We start from the raw sequence: 19,017 nt of genomic DNA on the forward strand, positions 1-19,017 counted from the left end.
GTCCAAGGAAGGGCGGGGCACCCCGTCGTACGGAAAGGTGAGGGACCCGATGGACCAGGCGCCAGGCAGCCCGCAGGGCCCGCAGAACCGAGAATCGCCCGCAGCCCGGGAGCTGCCGGTGTGCTACCGGCACCCGGACCGGGAGAGCGGCATCCGCTGCACCCGCTGCGAGCGCCCCATCTGCCCGGAGTGCATGGTCAGCGCCTCGGTGGGCTTCCAGTGCCCGGAGTGCGTCCGCGGAGGTTCCGGTACCGGACACGCCCCGGGTGCCTCCCGTCCCCGTACGCTCGCGGGCGGCACCGTCACCGACGACCCGCGCCTGATCACCAAGGTGCTGATCGGGCTCGACCTGGCCCTCTTCCTGGTCCAGATGTCGGTCGGCGACCGGTTCACCGACCGGTTCGACCTGCTCGGCCAGGCGTACGTCCCGCTGCTCGGCTCGGTCGAGGGCGTCGCGCAGGGCCAGTGGTACCGGATGCTGACGGCGATGTTCCTGCACGGCAGCTACATCCACATCCTGTTCAACATGCTCAGTCTGTGGTGGATCGGCGGCCCGCTGGAGGCCGCCCTCGGCCGTGCCCGCTATCTCGCGCTCTACTTCGCCTCCGGGCTGGCGGGCAGCGCGCTCACCTATCTGATCGCCGCGCCCAACCAGCCCTCGCTCGGCGCGTCCGGCGCGATCTTCGGACTCTTCGGCGCCACCGCCGTGCTCCTGCGGCGCCTCAACTACGACATGCGCCCCGTCGTCGCGCTGCTGGCGATCAACCTGATCTTCACCTTCAACCCGGCGTTCAACATCGCCTGGCAGGCCCACATCGGCGGTCTCGTCGCCGGCGTCGTGGTCGGGTACGCCATGGTCCACGCGCCGAGGAAGCGGCGGGCCCTCGTGCAGTACGGGACGTGCGCCCTGGTGCTGGCCGCGGTGGTGTTGATGACGCTGCTGAGAACCGCCCAGCTCACCTGAGCGGCGGGCGGGCACAGGCCGTAGCCCGAGGTTGTACCCAGCGTTGTCCACAGACAGTGCCGGATCTTGTGCATGGCGTGGGGAACATGTGTGCCCCCTATCACTGACCGGAGTTTCCCCAGGTCAGGCAGGGGGCGAACAGGTTTGCGAAGCTAGATGATTCCGTCATACCGGCGTCAACGCTCGATGGGTTATCCACAGATCGTCGTTCTTTTTCCACTGGTCGTCAGCCCTGTGCACAAAGCTGTGGATAACTAGGTGCGGGGGCGCGGGTGGGGCCGGGTGGGGCCGGGTGGGCGGCGCGGCCGCTACTTCCACTGAGTGGACACGCCGAACCCCGCCGCGATGAATCCGAAGCCCACCACGATGTTCCAGTTGCGCAGGGCGTGGATCGGCAGTGAGCCGTCGGTCACGTAGAAGACGACGATCCAGGCGAGACCGATGACGAACATGGCCAGCATCACCGGAGCCACCCAGCCGCGGCTCTCCAGCTTGAGGTTCGTCGCCTGCTTGGACGGCGGCGGCGTGTAGTCGGCCTTCTTGCGGATACGTGACTTCGGCACGAGGGTCTCTCCTGTCGATGCGCTGCGTGGCCGCGCAGGGATCTGGGGGCGGGCTCCGGGCGAGCGTACAAGGGGGACACTGAGTGCTCCCCCGGGCGTCCGTTAGCGTAGTGCTTCCGCGGCGCCGAAGGAGATAAGGGTACGTTGAGCAATACGGTCGGCTCCCCTCAGGAGGGCTCCCGTCCCCCGGAGACGGGGTCCACGACCTCCCGCCCGCGCGGTGTGCGGCCCGTGCGGATCCTCACCGTCGGCGTCTTCGCGCTCGCCGGGCTCCTCTTCATCACCAGCTTCAACACCGCCAAGGGCACCAACATCCGCACGGACTCCTCGCTGCTGAAGCTCTCGGACCTCATCCACGACCGCAGCCACAAGAACGCCCGGCTCGACGAGTCCAACGCCGCGCTGCGCGACGATGTGGAGGCTCTCGCCAAGCGCACCGCAGGCGGCAGCAGCGAGGCCGACCAGGCGCGGCTCACGGCGCTGGAGAACAACGCCGGTACCCGGACCCTCACCGGCAAGGCCGTCACGGTCACCCTCAACGACGCCCCGCCCGACGCCACCGCCAAGCTCCCCGGCTACCCGGAGCCGCAGCCCGACTACCTGGTCATCCACCAGCAGGACCTGCAGGCCGTGGTGAACGCCCTGTGGCAGGGGGGCGCCCGGGGCATCAAGGTGATGGACCAGCGGCTGATCTCCACCAGCGCCGTGCGCTGCGTCGGCAACACCCTGATCCTCCAGGGCCGTGTCTACTCGCCCCCGTACAAGATCACTGCGATAGGTGACCCGGACGCGCTCCGGAAGGCGCTCGCCGACTCGCCCGCGATCCAGAACTACATGGTGTACGTCAACGTCTACGGCCTCGGCTGGAAAGTCACGGAGAACGGGACGGTGACTCTTCCCGGCTACTCGGGCACAGTGGATCTGCACTACGCGAAGCCCGTGGAGTAGGGCCCGGGAACGGCTGCCGCTGGGGGAACCTGTGTCGGTTCGTGCGATCGTCAGGACCGTCAGCGAACTGTGCATCACCGTGGGCGCCCTCATCGTCCTGTTCGTCGTCTACGTGCTCTTCTGGACGGGCGTGAAGGCGGACAACGCCATGAACGACCAGATCGACCGGCTGCAGCGGCAGTGGGCGGCGGGGACGGTGCGCCAGGCCGCCGCTCCCGGGAGTTCGGCGAGGCCGAAGCGGCCGGCGCCGTACGTGCCGGGCAGGCCCTTCGCCGTGATGTACATCCCGCGGCTCGGTTTCACGTGGAACAAGCCCGTGCTCGAGGACACCGCCGTGGGCACCCTCAAGAAGGGCCTGGGCCACTACTCGGGCACCGCGCAACTGGGCCAGGCGGGGAACTTCGCGGTCGCCGGGCACCGGCGCACGTACGGCGATCCCTTCAAGGACTTCCCCAGGCTGCGTCGCGGCGACGCGGTCGTCCTCACCGACGGAACCACCTGGTTCACGTATCGGATCGACAAAGGGCCCTACAAAACCGTTCCGGCGGACGTTGAGGTGATCGACCCTGTGCCACGTAAGTCCGGGTATGCGCGCCCGGGCCGCTATCTGACGCTGACGACGTGCGATCCCGAGTGGGGGCACAGTCACCGGCTGATCGTCTGGGCGCATCTCGATTCCACACAGCCTGTGGAGGCAGGGAAACCGGTGGCCCTCCGCCGTTAGTCTGGTGACGCACGGCGTGGGTCCGGTGCCGTGGTGAGACGGAAGGGACGGCATGTACGGCTGGATCTGGCGGCATCTGCCGGGAAACGTATGGGTGAAGGCGCTGATCTCCGTCGTGCTGGCGCTCGCCGTGGTCTATGTCCTGTTCCAGTACGTCTTCCCGTGGGCCGAACCGCTGCTGCCCTTCAACGATGTGACGGTGGACAACCAGTGAGCACGCGCATTCTCGTCGTCGACAACTACGACAGCTTCGTCTTCAACCTGGTCCAGTACCTGTACCAGCTGGGCGCCGAGTGCGAGGTGCTGCGCAACGACGAGGTGTCGCCGGAGCACGCCCACCGGGGCACCGGCGGCTTCGACGGTGTGCTGCTGTCCCCCGGACCCGGCACCCCCGAGGAGGCCGGCGTCTGCATCGACATGGTGCGCCACTGCGCCGCGACCGGCGTGCCCGTCTTCGGGGTCTGCCTGGGCATGCAGTCGATCCAGGTGGCCTACGGCGGTGTCGTCGACCGCGCGCCGGAGCTGCTGCACGGCAAGACCTCGCTGGTCGAGCACGAGGGCAGGGGCGTCTTCGCGGACCTGCCCTCCCCGTTCACCGCGACCCGCTACCACTCGCTCGCCGCCGAGCCGGACACGGTGCCCGCCGAGCTGGAGGTCACGGCCTGGACGCGAGACGGGATCGTCATGGGGCTCAGGCACCGTGAGCTCCCGGTCGAGGGCGTGCAGTTCCACCCCGAGTCGGTGCTCACGGAGCACGGCCACCGGATGCTGGCCAACTGGCTGGCGGAGTGCGGTGACCAGGAGGCCGTGGCGAGGTCGGCGGGGCTCGCCCCGGTGGTGGGCAGGGCCACGGCGTGACCGCGCTGCGTCCCGAGCGCGAGAGCGGTGCCGCCTACGGCGACGCCGCGGAACACGGGTCCGCGTACGGGCAGCAGCCCTACGAGGGATCCGGCGCGTGGCAGGGACAGGGGTGGTCCGGCCACCCCGCGTACGCGGCGGGCACCCCCGGGGAGTACGGGCGACAGGCGCCACAGCCGGCGTACGACGCCACGACGGTGCTCCCCCCGTACCAGGAAGCCGCGACCGCCCCCTCGTACGGCGGACCCGCGGCCGCCGTCCCGTACGGCGTGGCGGCCCCCGCCGACGGCCCCGCCCCGGTGGTCCCGGCGGCCCCCGCGGACAGTGAGACCGTCGCGCTGCGTGCCGCGGACATCGCGGAGGCCCGGCAGGCCGCGGACCGCGCGCGGGAGTCCACGCCGGCGCCCGGCGGCCGTGCCGCGCGGCGCAAGGCGGCCAAGCGGCACGGGGGGCACGGGGGGCACGGGAGGCACGGCGGGGGGCCGCGGACGCCCGAGAGCCCCGCCAGGGCGGCCGGAGGGGCGTCCCTGTCCCGGGTGGAGGCCCGGCGGGCCGCGCGGGCCCAGAAACCCGGTCCGGCGGTCGTCGCGAGCCGTCTGGTCGGCGAGCTGTTCATCACGACCGGTGTGCTGATGCTGCTGTTCGTGACGTACCAGCTGTGGTGGTCGAACGTGCGGGCCCACCAGGAGGCGGGCAGCGCCGCCCGGCACCTCCAGCAGGACTGGGCGAGCGGCAAACGGGAACCGGGGGTGTTCGCACCCGGCCAGGGCTTCGCCATACTCCACATCCCGAGGCTCGACGTCGTCGCCCCGATCGCCGAGGGCACCAGCAAGACGAAGGTGCTCGACAGGGGGATGGTCGGGCACTACGGCGAGGGCGGCCTGAAGACGGCGATGCCGGACGCGAAGACGGGCAACTTCGGGCTCGCGGGGCACCGGAACACGCACGGGGAGCCGTTCCGCTACATCAACCGTCTCCAGAAGGGGGACGCGATCGTGGTGGAGACCCAGGACGCGTACTACGTCTACAGAATGGCGTCCATCCTTCCGGTGACGTCGCCGTCGAACACGAGTGTCCTCGACCCCGTCCCGAAGGGCTCCGGCTTCACCACACCGGGCCGCTACATCACCCTCACCACCTGCACGCCGGAGTTCACCAGCAAGTATCGGCTCATCGTCTGGGGCAAGATGGTCGAGGAACGGCCGCGCAGCAAGGGAAAGCCGGACGCGCTCATCTCATAGGGCACGCGGAGTCGTGAGGCACGTGGAACGGACGGGGCAGACGCAGTGGGAGTGACGACCGACCAGGACGAGCAGACCGCCGCGCCGTCGCCGGGCTCCGACTCCCGGTCCGGGCTGCGGCGCCGCGGGCGCGGCCGGATCGCGCTGGCCGTCAGCGTCTTCGGGGAACTTCTCATCACGGCTGGCCTGGTGCTCGGCCTGTTCGTCGTCTACTCGCTGTGGTGGACGAACGTCCTCGCGGACCGCAAGGCGCACCAGGAGGGCGACCGGGTGCGCGACCACTGGGCGGCCGGCTCGGACAGCGGACCGGGCGCGCTGGACACCAGGGACGGCATCGGCTTCCTGCACGTGCCCGCGATGGACAACGGCGAGGTCCTGGTCGAGAAGGGCACGTCGACGGAGGTCCTCAACGACGGCGTGGCCGGCTACTACACGGACCCCGTCAAGGCGGCCCTGCCGACGACGGGCAAGGCCGGAAACTTCGCGCTGGCCGCGCACCGCGACGGGCACGGGGCGAAGTTCCACAACATCGACAAGCTGAAGAAGGGCGACGCGGTCGTCTTCGAGACGAAGGACGACTGGTACGTCTACAAGGTCTTCGCGATCCTCCCGAAGACGTCGAAGTACAACGTGAAGGTCCTCGCAGCGGTCCCGAAGGAGGCCGGTGTGAAGAAGCCGGGCCACTACATCACCCTGACGACCTGCACCCCCGTCTACACCTCGGAGTACCGCTACGTCGTGTGGGGCGAGCTCGTACGGGTCGACAGCGTGGACAGCGAGCGCACTCCCCCGGAGGAACTGCGCTGAGGACGGGGAACCACCCGAGACGACGGAAGAAGCCCACCCCGAGACGACGGAAGAGGCCCACCCCGATCCCGGGGTGGGCCTCTTCCGTTCGCCGTCGACGCCGGCGGGTCAGTTCCTCGTGCCGGTCACTCCGCCGAAGAAGTTCGTCCCGCCGTTCCCGCCGCCACCGCCTCCGCTGGTGATCAGGTTCACCGCGCTGCCCTGGTCGACCGTGGTGCCCGGGGGCGGGTCCGACCCTATGACGAAGGAGTTGTCGTCCTGGGAGCCGGCGATGTTGCCGACCTGCAGTCCCTGCTGCTGCAGCAGCTTCTTGGCGTCCTTCAGCCGCTGGCCCTGGATGTTCGGGACCTGGACCTGGGTGGGCTGGGCCTGCTTGCCGATCTGGATGGTGACCGTGGAGCCCTTCTTGACCGTGCTGTTGGCCGACGGCGAGGTCTGCACGACCTTGCCGAACTGGTTCGGGTCACCGGTGTCCACCTCGGTGCAGGTGCCGGTCAGGCCGTTCGCCTGCATCTGCTGCTTGGCGGCGTCACAGGTCTGGCCCGTGACGTCCGGGACCGTGGCCGTCTCGGCCGCCTTGGCGACCTCGAGCGTCACGGCCGATCCCTTTTCCAGCTCGGTGCCGGGATCCGGGTCCTGGCTGAGGACCGTGCCCGGGGTCTGGGACGACTCCGTCTGCTTGGTCTCGACCTTGAAGCCCTTGTCCTCGAGCTGCTGCGTGGCCGTGTCTATGTCCTTGTTGATCACGTTGGGCACCGCGACCTTCGGCGCGCCCGTCGACACCACCAGGTTGACCGTGCTGCCCTTCTTGACCTCCTTGTTGGCCGCCGGGTCCTGGGCGCAGACGTTGCCCTTCTTCTGGTTGTCGCAGGGCTTGCCGGAGAAGGACAGCTCCAGTTCGGCATTGCTCGCCAGCTGCTGTGCGTCGCTCTTCGTCTGGCCGACGAAGTTGGGCACGGCGACCGTGTCGTTGCCGACCCCGCCACCGCCGCTGAACATCCACTTGCCGATGAGGATCGCGCCGACCAGTACCAGCGCACCGGCGACGACCAGCAGGATCGTCGAGGTGTTCGACTTCTTCTGGCGGCGGCGGTCGGGGCGTTCGTCGTAGCCGTAGCCGCCGCCGTCGTCGGGGTTCATCGGCGGCAGCATGGTGGTGGCGCCCATGCCGGCGGGGCCGCCGCCCGAGCGCAGGGCCGTCGTCGGCTGGTCGTCGGGGTAGGCGCCGTAGCCGACCGAGCCCATGGCCGCCGTGGCCGCGACGGGCTGGCCGTCGAGGCACGCCTCGATGTCGGCGCGCATCTCGTCGGCGCTCTGGTAGCGGTAGTCCGGGTCCTTGACCAGCGCCCTCAGCACGATCGCGTCCATCTCGGGCGTGATCTCGGGGTCGAAGACGCTCGGCGGCTGGGGCTCCTCACGCACGTGCTGGTAGGCGACGGCCACGGGGGAGTCCCCGACGAACGGGGGCCGGACCGTCAGCAGCTCGTAGAGCAGGCAACCCGTCGAATACAGGTCCGACCGGGCGTCGACCTGCTCGCCCTTCGCCTGCTCCGGCGAGAGGTACTGGGCCGTGCCGATGACCGCCGCCGTCTGCGTCATGGTCATGCCGGAGTCGCCCATGGCGCGGGCGATGCCGAAGTCCATCACCTTGACCTGGCCGTTGCGCGTCAGCATGACGTTCGCGGGCTTGATGTCGCGGTGGACGATGCCGTTGCGGTGGGCGTACTCGAGGCCCTGGAGGATGCCGATGGTCATCTCCATGGCCCGTTCGGGCAGCAGCTTGCGACCGCTGTGAAGAAGCTCACGGAGCGTGGAGCCGTCGACGTACTCCATCACGATGTACGGGATGGAGACCCCGTCGATGTAGTCCTCGCCGGTGTCGTACACCGCGACGATCGTGGGGTGGTTCAGCGAGGCGGCCGACTGGGCCTCCCGGCGGAACCGGGCCTGGAAGGTGGGGTCGCGTGCGAGGTCCGCGCGCAGCGTCTTCACCGCCACGGTGCGGCCGAGCCGGGTGTCATGTGCCAGATAGACCTCGGCCATGCCACCACGGCCGAGCACCTGGCCCAGCTCGTACCGGCCGCCGAGGCGACGCGGCTCTTCCATAGCTTCCTACCAGCCCTCTCCGTCGGTCCCGACCACACCCGCGTATGGTCCGGCGGTGTGCTGTCCGGGCATACGGTACCCGGCTCGCCTTGTGTGACCTGGCCACATCCGCCACCCGATACAGGACCGGTATCACAACGTGCACTGATGTGAAGGGGACGTGACAGGGGTCACTTCTTGCTCTTGATGACCGCCTCCATGACGTTCTTCGCGATGGGGGCGGCGAGACCGCCACCCGAGATGTCGTCGCGGTTGGCGCTCTCGTCCTCGACCACCACGGCCACGGCGACCGGCGAGCTGCCGTCGGCGAGCTTGGCGTACGAGATGAACCAGGCGTACGGCTTCTCGCTGTTGTTCAGGCCGTGCTGGGCGGTACCGGTCTTGCCACCCACCGTTGCACCGTCGATCTGCGCCCGGGTACCCGTTCCCTGCTTGACGACCGTCTCCATCATCGACTGCAGGATCTGGGCGTTCTGCTCCGACAGCGGCCGGCTCAGCTCCTCCGGCTGGGTCTGCGCGACCACGTCCAGGTTGGGCGCCTGCAGCTTGTCCACCATGTACGGCTTCATCAGCTTGCCGTCGTTGGCGACCGCCGAGGCGACCATGGCCATCTGCAGGGGCGTCGCCGCGGTCTCGTACTGCCCGATCGAGCTGAGCGCGGTCGACGGCCGGTTCATCTCCTCGGGGAAGTTGGAGGCGACGGCGCGCACGGGCGTGAACTGCTCGGAGTTGAAGCCGAACTTCTTCGCCTCCTCCAGCATCTTGTCCTTGCCGAGGTCGGCGCCCATCTTGCCGAAGACGGAGTTGCAGGACACCCGCAGCGCCTCACGCATGTTCACGTTCTTGCAGTTGATGCTGCCCTCGTTCTTCAACGGGGTCGTGCTGTCCGGGAGGATGTACGGCACCGGCGAGTTGGTGGGCTGGTCGGCGCTCGTGTACAGCCCGTTCTCCAGGGCCGCCGCCGCGGTGACCACCTTGAAGGTGGAGCCCGGCGGGTAGGTCTCGCGCAGCGCCCGGTTCAGCATCGGGTCGCTCGGGTTGTTCTTCTTCTGCAGGCTCGTCCACGCCTTGGAGTCGACCGACGTGGAGTTGCCCGCGAACGACGACGGGTCGTACGAGGGGTAGGAGGCCAGCGCCAGGATCGCCCCGGTCTGCGGGTCGAGCGCCACCGCGGCGCCCTTGCCGCCGACCCCCTTGAGACCGTCGTAGGCGGCCTTCTGCGCGGCCGCGTTGAGCGTGGTGACGACGTTGCCGCCCTGCTTCGGCTTGCCGGTCAGCATGTCGAGGGTGTTGCGGAAGAACAGCCGGTCGTCGGTGCCGGTGAGGATGCCGTCCTCGAGGGACTCCAGCTGGGTCGCGCCGAACGCCTGCGAGGCGAAGCCGGTGACCGGCGCCCACATCGGGCCGTCCTTGTAGGTCCGCTTGTACGCGAAGTCGTTGAGGCTGTCGGTGGCCGTCTTCTTGGACCCGGTGATCGGGTCGCCGCCGACGATGATGTTGCCGCGCGGCGTGGAGTACCGCGCGATCAGCACACGGCGGTTGTTCGGGTCGGTGCGCAGGCTGTCGGCCTTGACGTACTGGAGCCAGTTGTCGCGGATGAGCAGCGCGAGGACAAGGAGCCCGCAGAAGATCGCGATCCGGCGCAGGGGCTTGTTCACGGGCGGACCACCTGGGTCATCTCGGCGTCGGGGTTCGGGGCGGGTGACGGGGCAGGGCGGCGCGCGGTGTCGCTGACGCGGATCAGGACGCCGATCAGGGCCCAGTTGGCGATGACCGACGAGCCACCGGATGCCAGGAAGGGCATCGTCATACCGGTCAGCGGGATGAGTCCCATGACGCCGCCGGCCACCACGAAGACCTGGAGCGCGAAGGCGCCGGACAGGCCGACGGCGAGCAGCTTGCCGAACGGGTCGCGGGCGGCGAGCGCGGTGCGCACGCCGCGCTCCACGACCAGGGCGTAGATCAGCAGGATCGCCATGATGCCGGCCAGGCCCAGCTCCTCGCCGAAGGTGGCGAGGATGAAGTCGGAGTTGGCGGCGAACCGGATGAGGTCGGAGTGGCCCTGGCCCAGGCCGGTGCCGAGAGTGCCGCCGGAGCCGAACGCCCACAGCGCCTGCATCGCCTGCTCGGAGTGGACGATGCCGTCGCTGGTCCCGGCCCGGCTGAGCTGGTATTCGCGCATCGGGTCGAGCCATGCCTGTACGCGCGTCTGGATGTGCGGCTCGAAGGAGGCCACGCCGACGGCGCCCGCCGCGGACATCAGCAGACCGAAGACGATCCAGCTGGTGCGCTCGGTGGCCACGTACAGCATGATCACGAACATGCCGAAGAACAGCAGGGAGGTACCGAGGTCGGTCTCGAAGACCAGGATGAGGATCGAGATCGCCCAGACGACGAGGATCGGGCCGAGGTCGCGGCCGCGCGGCAGGTACAGCCCCATGAAGCGGCGGCTGGCGAGCGCCAGCGCGTCCCGCTTCACCATCAGATAGCCGGCGAAGAAGATCGCCAGCACGATCTTCGCGAACTCGCCGGGCTGGATGGAGAATCCGGCGACCGAGATCCAGATCTTCGCGCCGTAGATGTTGGCGCCCAGGCCGGGGACCAGCGGCAGCAGCAGGAGGAGCAGCGCGCCGACCATGGAGATGTACGTGTAACGCTGCAGGGTCCGGTGGTCCTTGAGGAAGATCAGCGCCACGACGAACAGGGCGATGCCCAGCGCGGTGTACATCAGCTGGCGGGGTGCGGCTCCGCCGGCCTGGTTGATGGACTGCAGCAGCTTCGACTGGTCGAGCCGCCAGATGATGACGAGTCCCAGGCCGTTCAGCAGGGTGGCCAGCGGCAGCAGCAGGGGATCGGCGTACGGGGCGAACTTCCGTACGACGAGATGGCCCACGCCGGCCAGCAGGCCGAGCCCGACGCCGTAGCCGAGCAGGCCGGGCGGCACCGTCTTGTTGATGGCGAGACCCACGTTGGCGTAGGCGAACACCGGGATGACGACGGCGAACACCAGCAACGCCAGTTCGGTGTTGCGGCGGCTCGGTGCGCCGATCGAGCCGATCGTCGAGGTGTGATGTGTCGTCGCGTTCGTACTGCTGCTCATGGTGTGACAGGGCCCCTCACGGCTTGCTTACTGCTTACCGCACAGTGAGACGACCTTCTGCTCTTCCTCCGAGAGGGTGGGGCCGGGCGTGGGCGTGGGTGCGGTCTGTGTCGTGCTCGGTGACGCCGACGAACTCGGCTTCGGCGTCGATGTGGCCTTGGACGTGGTGGAGGCCGACGTGGTTCCCGTGGTGCCTCCGGCCTGCCCCTCGCCGGTCTTGGCGTTGTTGTTCTCGCTCTCGGCGGCGCGGCGCTGGGAGTCCTTCTTGCACGCGGACGCCTGCACGGCCAGCTCGGAGACCTTCGACTCGGCCGCCCGGAGACCGCCCTCGGTGATGGTCGCCCTGACCTGCTGCTGCTGGTATGGCGGCAGGTACTTGAGTTCGATCTCGGGGTGGTCCTTCTCCACCTTCGACAGCGACACCCAGGCCAGGTCCTGGCTGATGCCGCGGTACAGCGCCACGTGTTCGCCGTTCGCGCCGACGTAGTACTGGGTCTGCGTCCACCGGTAGGCGCCGTAGCACCCCCCGCCGACGACGGCGAGCGCCAGGACGGTGTAGAGGGACCGCTTGAACCACCTGCGGCCCTTCTTCGGCTTGACGAAGTCCTCGTCGCTGTAGGAGCCGAAGCTGCCCTCCGGGGCGTAGCCGGTGGTGTCGCCGCTGCCGGGCGGGCCGAACTCGCCCCCGCCGCCCTGTCCGTGGCCCTGGCGGCCGAGGCCGGCCGCGCGGCCCGCGGGCGTCTGCATGATGCCGTTGTCGTGCAGGTGGTGCTGGTTCTCGGCGACCGCGCCCACCACGACCGGGGTGTCGGACAGCTGCCCGGCGAGGGTGTCCCCGGTGTCCAGGTCGAGGACGTCGGCCACGATGACCGTGATGTTGTCCGGGCCGCCGCCGCGCAGCGCGAGCTGGATCAGCTCCTGCACGGTCTCCTGCGGGCCCTGGTAGCTGGCGAGCGTCTCCTCCATCGTCTGGTGGGAGACGACCCCGGACAGTCCGTCGGAGCAGATCAGGTACCGGTCGCCGGCGCGCACCTCCCGGATGGACAGGTCGGGCTCGACGTGGTCGCCGCTGCCGAGCGCGCGCATCAGGAGGGAGCGCTGCGGGTGGGTGGTGGCCTCCTCCTCGGTGATGCGGCCCTCGTCGACGAGCCGCTGCACCCAGGTGTGGTCCTGCGTGATCTGCGTCAGGACGCCGTCGTGCAGCAGGTACGCGCGCGAGTCGCCGACGTGCACGAGGCCGAGCCGCTGACCGGTCCACAGCAGGGCGGTCAGGGTGGTCCCCATGCCCTCGAGCTGGGGGTCCTCCTCGACCATGGAGCGCAGCTGGTCGTTGGCGCGCTGCACGGCGGTACCGAGCGAGGTGAGGATGTCGGAGCCGGGGACGTCGTCGTCGAGCGCGACGATGGTGGAGATCACCTCGGAGGAGGCGACCTCGCCGGCGGCCTGGCCGCCCATGCCGTCGGCGATCGCGAGCAGACGCGGCCCGGCGTAACCGGAGTCCTCGTTGCCCTCACGGATCATGCCTTTGTGCGATCCGGCGGCGAAGCGCAGTGACAGACTCATGCGCACCTCGCCCGTCGGCTCCGGGTACATCCGCACGGTGCCCACCCTCCGGTCGGGAGCGCGCCGGGGCCCTTCGTGTGGGCCGCCGCTGCGTGCTCGCTCCGCTCGCTCATTGTCGTACTACTTCCGCAGCTCGATGACGGTCTTGCCGATGCGGATCGGCGCGCCCAGCGGAATCGGCGTGGGGGTCGTCAACCGCGTCCGGTCGAGGTACGTGCCGTTGGTGGACCCGAGGTCTTCGACGATCCACTGGCCGTCCCGGTCGGGGTAGATCCTGGCGTGCCGGCTGGAGGCGTAGTCGTCGTCCAGCACGATCGTGCTGTCGTGGGCGCGGCCGAGCGTGATGGTCTGGCCCTGCAGTGCGACCGTGGTGCCCGTCAGGGAGCCTTCCGAGACGACCAGCTTGGTGGGGGCGCCGCGGCGCTGGCGGCCGCCGGCCGCCGGCTGCTGGCGCTGCTGCGGGGGCGTCGCCTGCCGGGCGGCCTGCTGCGGCCGTCCGCCGTCCCGGCGCGAGCCGCGCTGTGTGACGCGCGTGCCGAACAGGTCGCTGCGGATGACCTGCACGGCCACGATCACGAACAGCCACAGTACGGCCAGGAAACCCAGCCGCATGACCGTGAGGGTCAGCTCTGACATTGCCCCCGCTTCACCCTTCGGCTTGCCGGTAAATGATGGTGGTGCTGCCCACGACGATCCGCGAGCCGTCGCGGAGCGTAGCGCGGGTGGTGTGCTGTCCGTCCACCACGATGCCGTTGGTGGACCCGAGATCCTGGATGGTCGAGGGCGTTCCGGTCCGGATCTCACAGTGCCGGCGGGAGACGCCGGGGTCGTCGATCCGCACGTCGGCGTCGGTGCTTCGGCCCAGCACCAGCGTCGGGCGGGAGATCTGATGGCGGGTACCGTTGATCTCGATCCAGTAGCGTGTGCGCCCGCCGCCCATCGGGGCGGCCCCGGGCCGCTGCGCGGCGGGCTGCGGGTAGCCGTAGCCGCCGGGTCGCGTGCCGGGCGGCGGCGCGGACGGCATGGGAGGAGCCCCCCCGGGTCCGGCGGGCGGGTAGCCGTAGCCGCCGGGGCCCTGGCGCCCGGCCGGGGCGGGCGTGGGAGCCTGCTGGTCGGTGGAGGAGGCGAGCGTACGGCTGCGCACCCGGTACAGGCCGGTGTCGAGGTCGTTCGCCTTCTCCAGGTGGACCTTGATGGGGCCCATGAAGGTGTAGCGCTGCTGCTTGGCGTAGTCGCGCACCATGCCGGCGAGCTCGTCGCCGAGCTGGCCGGAGTAGGGACTGAGACGCTCGTAGTCCGGTGCGCTCAGCTCCACGATGAAGTCGTTGGGGACGACCGTCCGGTCGCGGTTCCAGATGGTCGCGTTGTTGTCGCACTCCCGCTGGAGCGCACCGGCGATCTCCACGGGCTGGACCTCGGATTTGAACACTTTGGCGAAGGTGCCGTTGACCAGACCTTCGAGACGCTGCTCGAAACGCTTCAGGACTCCCATGAGGCACCTCCTCCGTCGTTGCCGTCCTGCGTACTGCTTACCTGGTACTGCTTACTGATCGTATCCACGCGCCGGAAAATCGGCTGGTTCCCCCTGTCGGCCCCGTCGACGGGTGTCGACGCCTCCGGAGTTCCCTCCGGAGGACCCCTTCGAACTCCTCCCGGACACGGTCCCCGGTCGTTCTCCTGGCATGGATCGTAGAGGTGGCCGAAGACCAGTGTCCCGCACCTGACTGTGCACCTTGCCCGCCTCCTGGGGAGACGGGCCTCACCGGTACGAGGTTGATACGTGAACCGGCACAGGTCGAGACGTTCCGGAGCGGGCCGGCGGGGCCGGGACGGGGCCGCTGCCGGGGCGGGCCGGAAGGCCGGTCGGACGGTGGTCCGCGGGGGCGGGCCGGCGGGTGGGAAAGGGATGTGAACCCACCCTGCCCCGCGTGCTAATGTTCTGGATGTCGGAAGGCGCCGACGCCGCAAGCGGAGACGCCGGAAGACACACCCAATGCGCGGGTGGCGGAATAGGCAGACGCGCTGGATTCAGGTTCCAGTGCCCGCAAGGGCGTGGGGGTTCAACTCCCCCCTCGCGCACCAGGGAGCACCGACGAAAGTGCTCCTGACGTACCGACGGAACGGGCGGCATCGTGATCACGATGCCGCCCGTTCCGCTTTGTGTGGGAAGAAACACGTGGACCGCCGACGGCTCGAGGCCGTCGGCGGTCCCGTTTTCGGGTGTGGATCTTCGTTGGTCGGGTGGGCTACGGGGGGCTTGTGGTGAAGGTCTCAGGGGTCAGGGCTGGGTGACCTAGCCCTTGGGAGTCCAGGTGCCCAGGGCCTCGGTCTTGCGACGGCGGGTGGGCCGGCGGCGCGGTCCGTCGTCGTGGAGGGCGATCGAATTGGCCCGGGCCCTGAGCTTGCGGCGGTTGGCATGGGCCAGCTGGAAGGCCAGCAGGAGGGTCTGGGCGGCGATGCCTCGGATCCGGCGGGTGTCGGCGTCTTCGAGGCGCTCGTAGAGGGGATCCTTGGCGTAGCCGTTGATGCCTTCGACGCTGTCGCGCAGCCGGAAGTACACGCGCTGCCAGGCTGCGGAGCCGTACTGGAGGGGCTGCCCGAGGTCGGCGCCGGCTTCCGGCGGGACAGTGACGGTCCTCTGGCTGCAGCACGGGGTGAGCCCGCGGGGCTGGGGGCGGGGTCGACGAGGGGCAGCTGGATGCCGCGGCCGAGGGTGTGGGCCTTGAGAGGGCACCGGGTCCGGTTGGCCTCGGCGGGGCACATTACGCGGCGGTGGCCTTCGGCGCCGGGCCGCTGCTTGGGCATGAAGAGGCAGGCGGCTCGGGCGCGGATGAAGCCGGCCTGGACGCCGAGCTGGTCCTTCGCGTAGTCGTAGACGGGCTCGTAGCCCATGGCGCGGACGGGGAGCTGGAAGTTCTCCGGCTTCTGGTCGTTGTGGGCGCGGTCGCCTGCCAGGGAGCCGGGCGGGAGGCTGTCGTCGATCTGCTGGAGGGCCTCGACGGAGACGTGGCCGGGGCGGTGGCTGGGCTTGTCGACGGAGAAGGCGATGACCAAGGCCGGTACGACGTCGGGGTCGGCGGAGCCGTCGGGCAGGGGGACGCCGTTGCGGCTGGGGTCGCGGGCGACCGGCTGAGCCGGCTCGCCGACGCCGAGCCCGCCCAGCCGGAGGCGTCGTAGCCGACTCGTCGACGCCATCGAAGCCCGCATGCACCTGCCCACCCTGATGGCCGCTGCAGGCCTGACCACCCTGCGCTCCATCGACCGGGTCCTGCCCCACGTCCGCAACCTCTCCCCCGGCCAGGCCGCCGCCGCGCTCAATGAGTTCTGACCATGACCAGCCGCCTCGCACGCCACACCCGTATCGCCCGCCTGCGCTCCCAGCGCGCTCTCGTGCCCGACCTCGAAGCTGCCGAGATCCGCGACGAAGTGGCCGGCTCCAGGCTGATCGAGGAGATCGAGCCGCTCGTCACACGCCGCACCGGCTGCCCCTTGGGGTGAGCAGATGTTCGGCCTTGGCGGGGCGCCCGCAGGCGTCGGCGTGCGCCGCGGCGTGGGCGAGAGCGCCGAGCCAGTCACGGGCCTGCTTCGGTGTGGCGGGCCGCCTGGCGCGACATGGACAGTCGTGCTCGGCGCCGTCGGGTCGGCCGCATCGCCGGTGCCGTCGCAGTGATCGCGGTGGTCGTCACGGTGATCCGGCCCGGGGCAGCAGGCGGACCGAGGGAAGAAGGCAACACGACCACGTCACAGTCCGGGGAAGCCACCGACGAGGCACCAGGGATGCCTGTCGCTCCGTCCACCTCGGTGCCGCGGAGCCGCTCGTGACCTGGCTCGGCGGCGAGGGCTGTGACTGCCTTTGGCCGCGATCGCCGCGGCTTCCGCCTCACCCTCCAGCCGGACCCCTCGCGGGGCCTTTCCAGCCCCCTTCGGGGTGCTACGTGTCTGGGGGCACTGTCATGAGTCCTGTCGTCGTCGCCGTGGTCGGGGTCGTCGCCGTGGCGTCGGGCACCTGGCTGAAGTCGTTAGCCAGCAGTTGCCGGTATCCCTCGACGACGACCACCCCGGCGTTGGACAGGTCACCGAACGGGTGCCGTCGGGCGATCGGCTCTCGTAGTGGACGACGTACACCGGTCGGCCGTGGGGAGCGTCCAGCGCGTAGGTCGCGGCGATGATGTCGAGATGTCGGGGCGGCTCCCCGTACGGACTTGGGTCCCACCGGAGCCTCACCTCTACCTTGCCCAGCCCCTCGCCGACACCGCTCACCGTGCTGCTCCCGTCAGGTCACCGCGAGACCTCCTCGCACACTCAAGTATGTGCCGTTCGTCACTACTTGATGCCTCCTCAGCAGGCCCTGGGCCCTTCGACGGAGTCAGGCCGCCAAGCCGCGACCGTCGCCCAGGCTGAGTCCAAGAAGCCAGGAGGCGACGGCGAGCCGGCCAGGAGGATCAGGACGGGACCGAAGGAAGGCGGCGGTAGCGGTGTTGCTGAGTCGGTGCGCCGACATCCGCCACCTCGACAGCGCGCCGGAGACGATCCCCGCCCCACCGCTCGTCGAGGCGCTCGCCACCGCGCCGGCGGGCGAACTCGACGTCCCCTACGCACTCTTCGGGCACAGCATTGGCGCTCTTCTGGCGTTCGAACACTGCGCCGCGAGCAGGGAATGCCCGCCGAGTCCGAAGAAGTTGGTGTCCGGCGCGATGTCCGGTACGCCGATCGTCCGCCCCGACACCGAAGCGGTCGTTGACGTCCACGAGATCGCCCGGAGTGGCGGGACCGTCCGTCCGCAGGCCGTCGGCCGCGGTACTCCTCCAGAGGGAGCTCGTCGACCCGGAACACGGCCGGCACGGCGGGCGCGGGGTCCCGCGCGAGCTCGGCCCGCGGTTCCACGACCGTGGGTTCGACCTGAGCTGGCAGCAGGCGTTCGAGACCGAGGACCGTACCAGGGTCGAGCGTCTCGACGACAGCGGCGAGGGGCGAACGGGACGGCTCGAAGTCGGCCCCGCCCACGAGGTGGACCTCGCAGGCGAGCACGGTGCCCGCGGGTGCCTGGCCGACCGCCGTGACGGCGCGCCCCAGTGCCTGAAGCACACGGGCCTGCGGTGCACTCGCGTCGAGCAGTACCAGAACGGTGGACGGCACCGTCGGCGGTGCCGTCCACACGACACTGCTCGGCACCGGCGGCGAGGCCGGCGCCGGGGGCTATCTGCGCGACGAGGCCAAGACGAAGGCCAGTTTCATCGTCCACCCGGAGACCGGCCTGCGCCTCTACCGCACCGGAGACCTCGGACGCGGACCGCGCTGCTGGACACGGTCCGCGCCGCGCTGCCGGCCGCCGCGCGGCGGCCGGCAGCGGTCGTGGAACGCCCGATCGCCCCGATCAACCGACCCGGTCGAAAGGACCAGTGATGAACACGACAGAGGCCCCCGGCCTGATGCTTCCCCGGTGCTGTGCCCACCTGATGTCCTGGGACGACGGTCCGCTCACGGCCCGCACCCCTGCCGCCGTCCCCGGGAGCCTGCCGGCAACGGGCCGTGCCCCGGAGTCCGCGACGGCCGTCGGGACCGACGCGGAAGGGCTCTGCGCGAGCCGGGCGGTCGGTAGGTGAGCGACAGCGACCTCCAGATCGCCGGCGACATCCTCGAAGTCCCGCACCTGCTGCAGCCGCCGCGCGAGCACCCGGTCACCGTCGCGGAGTTCGCCGGTCTGGCCCGCTCCGTCGCCGCCGACCGCTCCCAGTGGGAGCACCTCGTGCGGTACGACGCCACGACGCGCTGGTACCACCGCCTGCGCACGGGGCACGGCTACCAGGTGTGGCTGCTGTCCTGGGTGCCGGGGCAGGGCAGCGGGCTGCACGGTCACGGCCGCTCCTCCGGGGTGCTGACCGTGCTGCAAGGCACCCTGACCGAGCGGACGCCGAACGGACGGCGCGTGCTCGGCGCGGGCGCGCAGCGGGTGTTCGCGCCGGGGTACGTGCACCAGGTCGTCAACGACGCGCTGGAGCCGGCGGTGAGCCTGCACGTCTACTACCCGGGCCTGACCGAGATGCCGACCCACACCACCCCGCAGTGCGAGGCGCACGCGCGTTCGGGTCCGGTGACCGCCTGACCCGGGGCGTACCCGCCGCCACGGGGTGACCCGGCCGAAC

20 protein-coding genes, 1 tRNA gene and 1 pseudogene are annotated in these 19,017 nt (G+C 70.1%); 13 read left to right on the forward strand and 9 right to left on the reverse strand.

The features are described 5' to 3' along the window. Window positions 1-49 precede the first annotated feature (49 nt). Window positions 50-964, forward strand: coding sequence for a rhomboid family intramembrane serine protease (locus ACFYMU_RS00730; protein WP_388366265.1), 915 nt, complete (start codon window positions 50-52; stop codon window positions 962-964). Window positions 965-1,272: 308 nt separating this feature from the next. Here ACFYMU_RS00730 and crgA read toward each other — a convergent pair whose 3' ends face one another. Next, window positions 1,273-1,527 (reverse strand): cell division protein CrgA, encoded by a 255-nt coding sequence (gene crgA, locus ACFYMU_RS00735; RefSeq protein ID WP_388366267.1) that lies wholly within the window; start codon window positions 1,525-1,527, stop codon window positions 1,273-1,275. Between the two features lie 144 nt (window positions 1,528-1,671). On the opposite strand from crgA, the gene ACFYMU_RS00740 reads away from it, so the two are divergent. Genes ACFYMU_RS00740 through ACFYMU_RS00765 form a run of 6 tightly spaced genes read left to right on the forward strand, consistent with a single transcriptional unit; the run spans window position 1,672 to window position 6,105 of the window. Continuing rightward, window positions 1,672-2,475, forward strand: a complete 804-nt coding sequence (locus tag ACFYMU_RS00740) for a DUF881 domain-containing protein (protein ID WP_388366269.1) — start codon at window positions 1,672-1,674, stop codon at window positions 2,473-2,475. 31 nt (window positions 2,476-2,506) lie between these two features. Continuing rightward, the gene (locus ACFYMU_RS00745; protein WP_388366271.1) at window positions 2,507-3,199 is read left to right on the forward strand and encodes a class E sortase; all 693 of its coding nucleotides are present in this window, start codon (window positions 2,507-2,509) and stop codon (window positions 3,197-3,199) included. Window positions 3,200-3,251: 52 nt separating this feature from the next. Then, window positions 3,252-3,413, forward strand: a complete 162-nt coding sequence (locus tag ACFYMU_RS00750; protein WP_388366273.1) for a hypothetical protein — start codon at window positions 3,252-3,254, stop codon at window positions 3,411-3,413. Then, a complete protein-coding gene (locus ACFYMU_RS00755; RefSeq protein WP_388366274.1) occupies window positions 3,410-4,057 on the forward strand; it encodes an aminodeoxychorismate/anthranilate synthase component II in 648 nt (215 codons plus the stop codon). Before ACFYMU_RS00750 ends, ACFYMU_RS00755 begins: the two co-directional genes overlap by 4 nt. Next, entirely contained in the window at window positions 4,054-5,298 is a 1,245-nt protein-coding gene (locus ACFYMU_RS00760; RefSeq protein ID WP_388366275.1) for a class E sortase, read from the forward strand. Before ACFYMU_RS00755 ends, ACFYMU_RS00760 begins: the two co-directional genes overlap by 4 nt. 45 nt (window positions 5,299-5,343) lie before the next feature. Next, the gene (locus ACFYMU_RS00765; RefSeq protein WP_388366277.1) at window positions 5,344-6,105 is read left to right on the forward strand and encodes a class E sortase; all 762 of its coding nucleotides are present in this window, start codon (window positions 5,344-5,346) and stop codon (window positions 6,103-6,105) included. 108 nt (window positions 6,106-6,213) lie between these two features. On the opposite strand, the gene pknB is transcribed toward ACFYMU_RS00765, so the two are convergent. The 6 genes from pknB to ACFYMU_RS00795 all read right to left on the reverse strand — a co-directional run bounded on the left by pknB (window position 6,214) and on the right by ACFYMU_RS00795 (window position 14,366). Continuing rightward, window positions 6,214-8,211 (reverse strand): Stk1 family PASTA domain-containing Ser/Thr kinase, encoded by a 1,998-nt coding sequence (pknB, locus tag ACFYMU_RS00770; protein ID WP_388366279.1) that lies wholly within the window; start codon window positions 8,209-8,211, stop codon window positions 6,214-6,216. Between the two features lie 170 nt (window positions 8,212-8,381). Further along, window positions 8,382-9,869, reverse strand: coding sequence for a peptidoglycan D,D-transpeptidase FtsI family protein (locus ACFYMU_RS00775; protein ID WP_388366281.1), 1,488 nt, complete (start codon window positions 9,867-9,869; stop codon window positions 8,382-8,384). Continuing rightward, a complete protein-coding gene (locus ACFYMU_RS00780; RefSeq protein ID WP_388366283.1) occupies window positions 9,866-11,311 on the reverse strand; it encodes an FtsW/RodA/SpoVE family cell cycle protein in 1,446 nt (481 codons plus the stop codon). Before ACFYMU_RS00780 ends, ACFYMU_RS00775 begins: the two co-directional genes overlap by 4 nt. Window positions 11,312-11,338: 27 nt before the next feature. Next, window positions 11,339-12,874 (reverse strand): Stp1/IreP family PP2C-type Ser/Thr phosphatase, encoded by a 1,536-nt coding sequence (locus tag ACFYMU_RS00785; protein WP_388366285.1) that lies wholly within the window; start codon window positions 12,872-12,874, stop codon window positions 11,339-11,341. A gap of 120 nt (window positions 12,875-12,994) precedes the next feature. After that, window positions 12,995-13,510 carry an FHA domain-containing protein gene (locus ACFYMU_RS00790; RefSeq protein WP_388366287.1) on the reverse strand — a complete coding sequence of 172 codons (516 nt, stop codon included), beginning with the start codon at window positions 13,508-13,510 and terminating at the stop codon, window positions 12,995-12,997. A gap of 10 nt (window positions 13,511-13,520) precedes the next feature. Continuing rightward, a complete protein-coding gene (locus tag ACFYMU_RS00795) occupies window positions 13,521-14,366 on the reverse strand; it encodes an FhaA domain-containing protein (protein ID WP_388366288.1) in 846 nt (281 codons plus the stop codon). Between the two features lie 503 nt (window positions 14,367-14,869). Between ACFYMU_RS00795 and ACFYMU_RS00800 the strand changes: the two genes are divergently transcribed. Further along, window positions 14,870-14,956: transfer RNA gene (locus tag ACFYMU_RS00800), tRNA-Leu, on the forward strand. A 211-nt stretch (window positions 14,957-15,167) separates the two neighbouring features. Here the strand turns inward: ACFYMU_RS00800 and ACFYMU_RS00805 are convergent. Continuing rightward, window positions 15,168-15,434, reverse strand: coding sequence for a hypothetical protein (locus ACFYMU_RS00805; protein ID WP_388366290.1), 267 nt, complete (start codon window positions 15,432-15,434; stop codon window positions 15,168-15,170). A 212-nt stretch (window positions 15,435-15,646) separates the two neighbouring features. Here ACFYMU_RS00805 and ACFYMU_RS00810 point away from each other — a divergent pair, with 212 nt between their 5' ends. The 3 genes from ACFYMU_RS00810 to ACFYMU_RS00820 are packed head-to-tail and all read left to right on the forward strand — an operon-like array spanning window position 15,647 to window position 16,372. Then, window positions 15,647-16,051 carry a hypothetical protein gene (locus ACFYMU_RS00810; protein ID WP_388366291.1) on the forward strand — a complete coding sequence of 135 codons (405 nt, stop codon included), beginning with the start codon at window positions 15,647-15,649 and terminating at the stop codon, window positions 16,049-16,051. A 28-nt stretch (window positions 16,052-16,079) separates the two neighbouring features. After that, the gene (locus ACFYMU_RS00815) at window positions 16,080-16,202 is read left to right on the forward strand and encodes a hypothetical protein (protein WP_388366293.1); all 123 of its coding nucleotides are present in this window, start codon (window positions 16,080-16,082) and stop codon (window positions 16,200-16,202) included. A 2-nt stretch (window positions 16,203-16,204) separates the two neighbouring features. Beyond that, entirely contained in the window at window positions 16,205-16,372 is a 168-nt protein-coding gene (locus ACFYMU_RS00820; RefSeq protein WP_388366294.1) for a hypothetical protein, read from the forward strand. A 484-nt stretch (window positions 16,373-16,856) separates the two neighbouring features. Here ACFYMU_RS00820 and ACFYMU_RS00825 read toward each other — a convergent pair. Next, window positions 16,857-17,134: pseudogene (locus ACFYMU_RS00825) on the reverse strand (TerD-family protein); the annotation flags it as partial. Window positions 17,135-17,349: 215 nt separating this feature from the next. Here ACFYMU_RS00825 and ACFYMU_RS00830 point away from each other — a divergent pair. Continuing rightward, window positions 17,350-17,934 (forward strand): thioesterase domain-containing protein, encoded by a 585-nt coding sequence (locus tag ACFYMU_RS00830; RefSeq protein WP_388366296.1) that lies wholly within the window; start codon window positions 17,350-17,352, stop codon window positions 17,932-17,934. Window positions 17,935-18,473: 539 nt separating this feature from the next. Continuing rightward, window positions 18,474-18,977 carry a cysteine dioxygenase gene (locus ACFYMU_RS00835; protein ID WP_388366298.1) on the forward strand — a complete coding sequence of 168 codons (504 nt, stop codon included), beginning with the start codon at window positions 18,474-18,476 and terminating at the stop codon, window positions 18,975-18,977. Window positions 18,978-19,017 lie beyond the last annotated feature (40 nt).

Origin of the sequence: Streptomyces sp. NPDC007264 (assembly GCF_042869095.1) — a bacterium.
Classification (GTDB): Bacteria; Actinomycetota; Actinomycetes; order Streptomycetales; family Streptomycetaceae; genus Streptomyces.

Excerpts from the sequence above, each read along its gene's own strand:
- ACFYMU_RS00730 (WP_388366265.1), top strand. The coding sequence starts at position 50 with ATGGACCAGGCGCCAGGCAGCCCGCAGGGCCCGCAGAACCGAGAATCG.
- ACFYMU_RS00750 (WP_388366273.1), top strand. The coding sequence starts at position 3,252 with ATGTACGGCTGGATCTGGCGGCATCTGCCGGGAAACGTATGGGTGAAG.
- pknB (WP_388366279.1), bottom strand. The coding sequence starts at position 8,211 with ATGGAAGAGCCGCGTCGCCTCGGCGGCCGGTACGAGCTGGGCCAGGTG.
- ACFYMU_RS00780 (WP_388366283.1), bottom strand. The coding sequence starts at position 11,311 with ATGAGCAGCAGTACGAACGCGACGACACATCACACCTCGACGATCGGC.
- ACFYMU_RS00785 (WP_388366285.1), bottom strand. The coding sequence starts at position 12,874 with ATGAGTCTGTCACTGCGCTTCGCCGCCGGATCGCACAAAGGCATGATC.
- ACFYMU_RS00790 (WP_388366287.1), bottom strand. The coding sequence starts at position 13,510 with ATGTCAGAGCTGACCCTCACGGTCATGCGGCTGGGTTTCCTGGCCGTA.
- ACFYMU_RS00795 (WP_388366288.1), bottom strand. The coding sequence starts at position 14,366 with ATGGGAGTCCTGAAGCGTTTCGAGCAGCGTCTCGAAGGTCTGGTCAAC.
- ACFYMU_RS00815 (WP_388366293.1), top strand. The coding sequence starts at position 16,080 with ATGCACCTGCCCACCCTGATGGCCGCTGCAGGCCTGACCACCCTGCGC.
- ACFYMU_RS00820 (WP_388366294.1), top strand. The coding sequence starts at position 16,205 with ATGACCAGCCGCCTCGCACGCCACACCCGTATCGCCCGCCTGCGCTCC.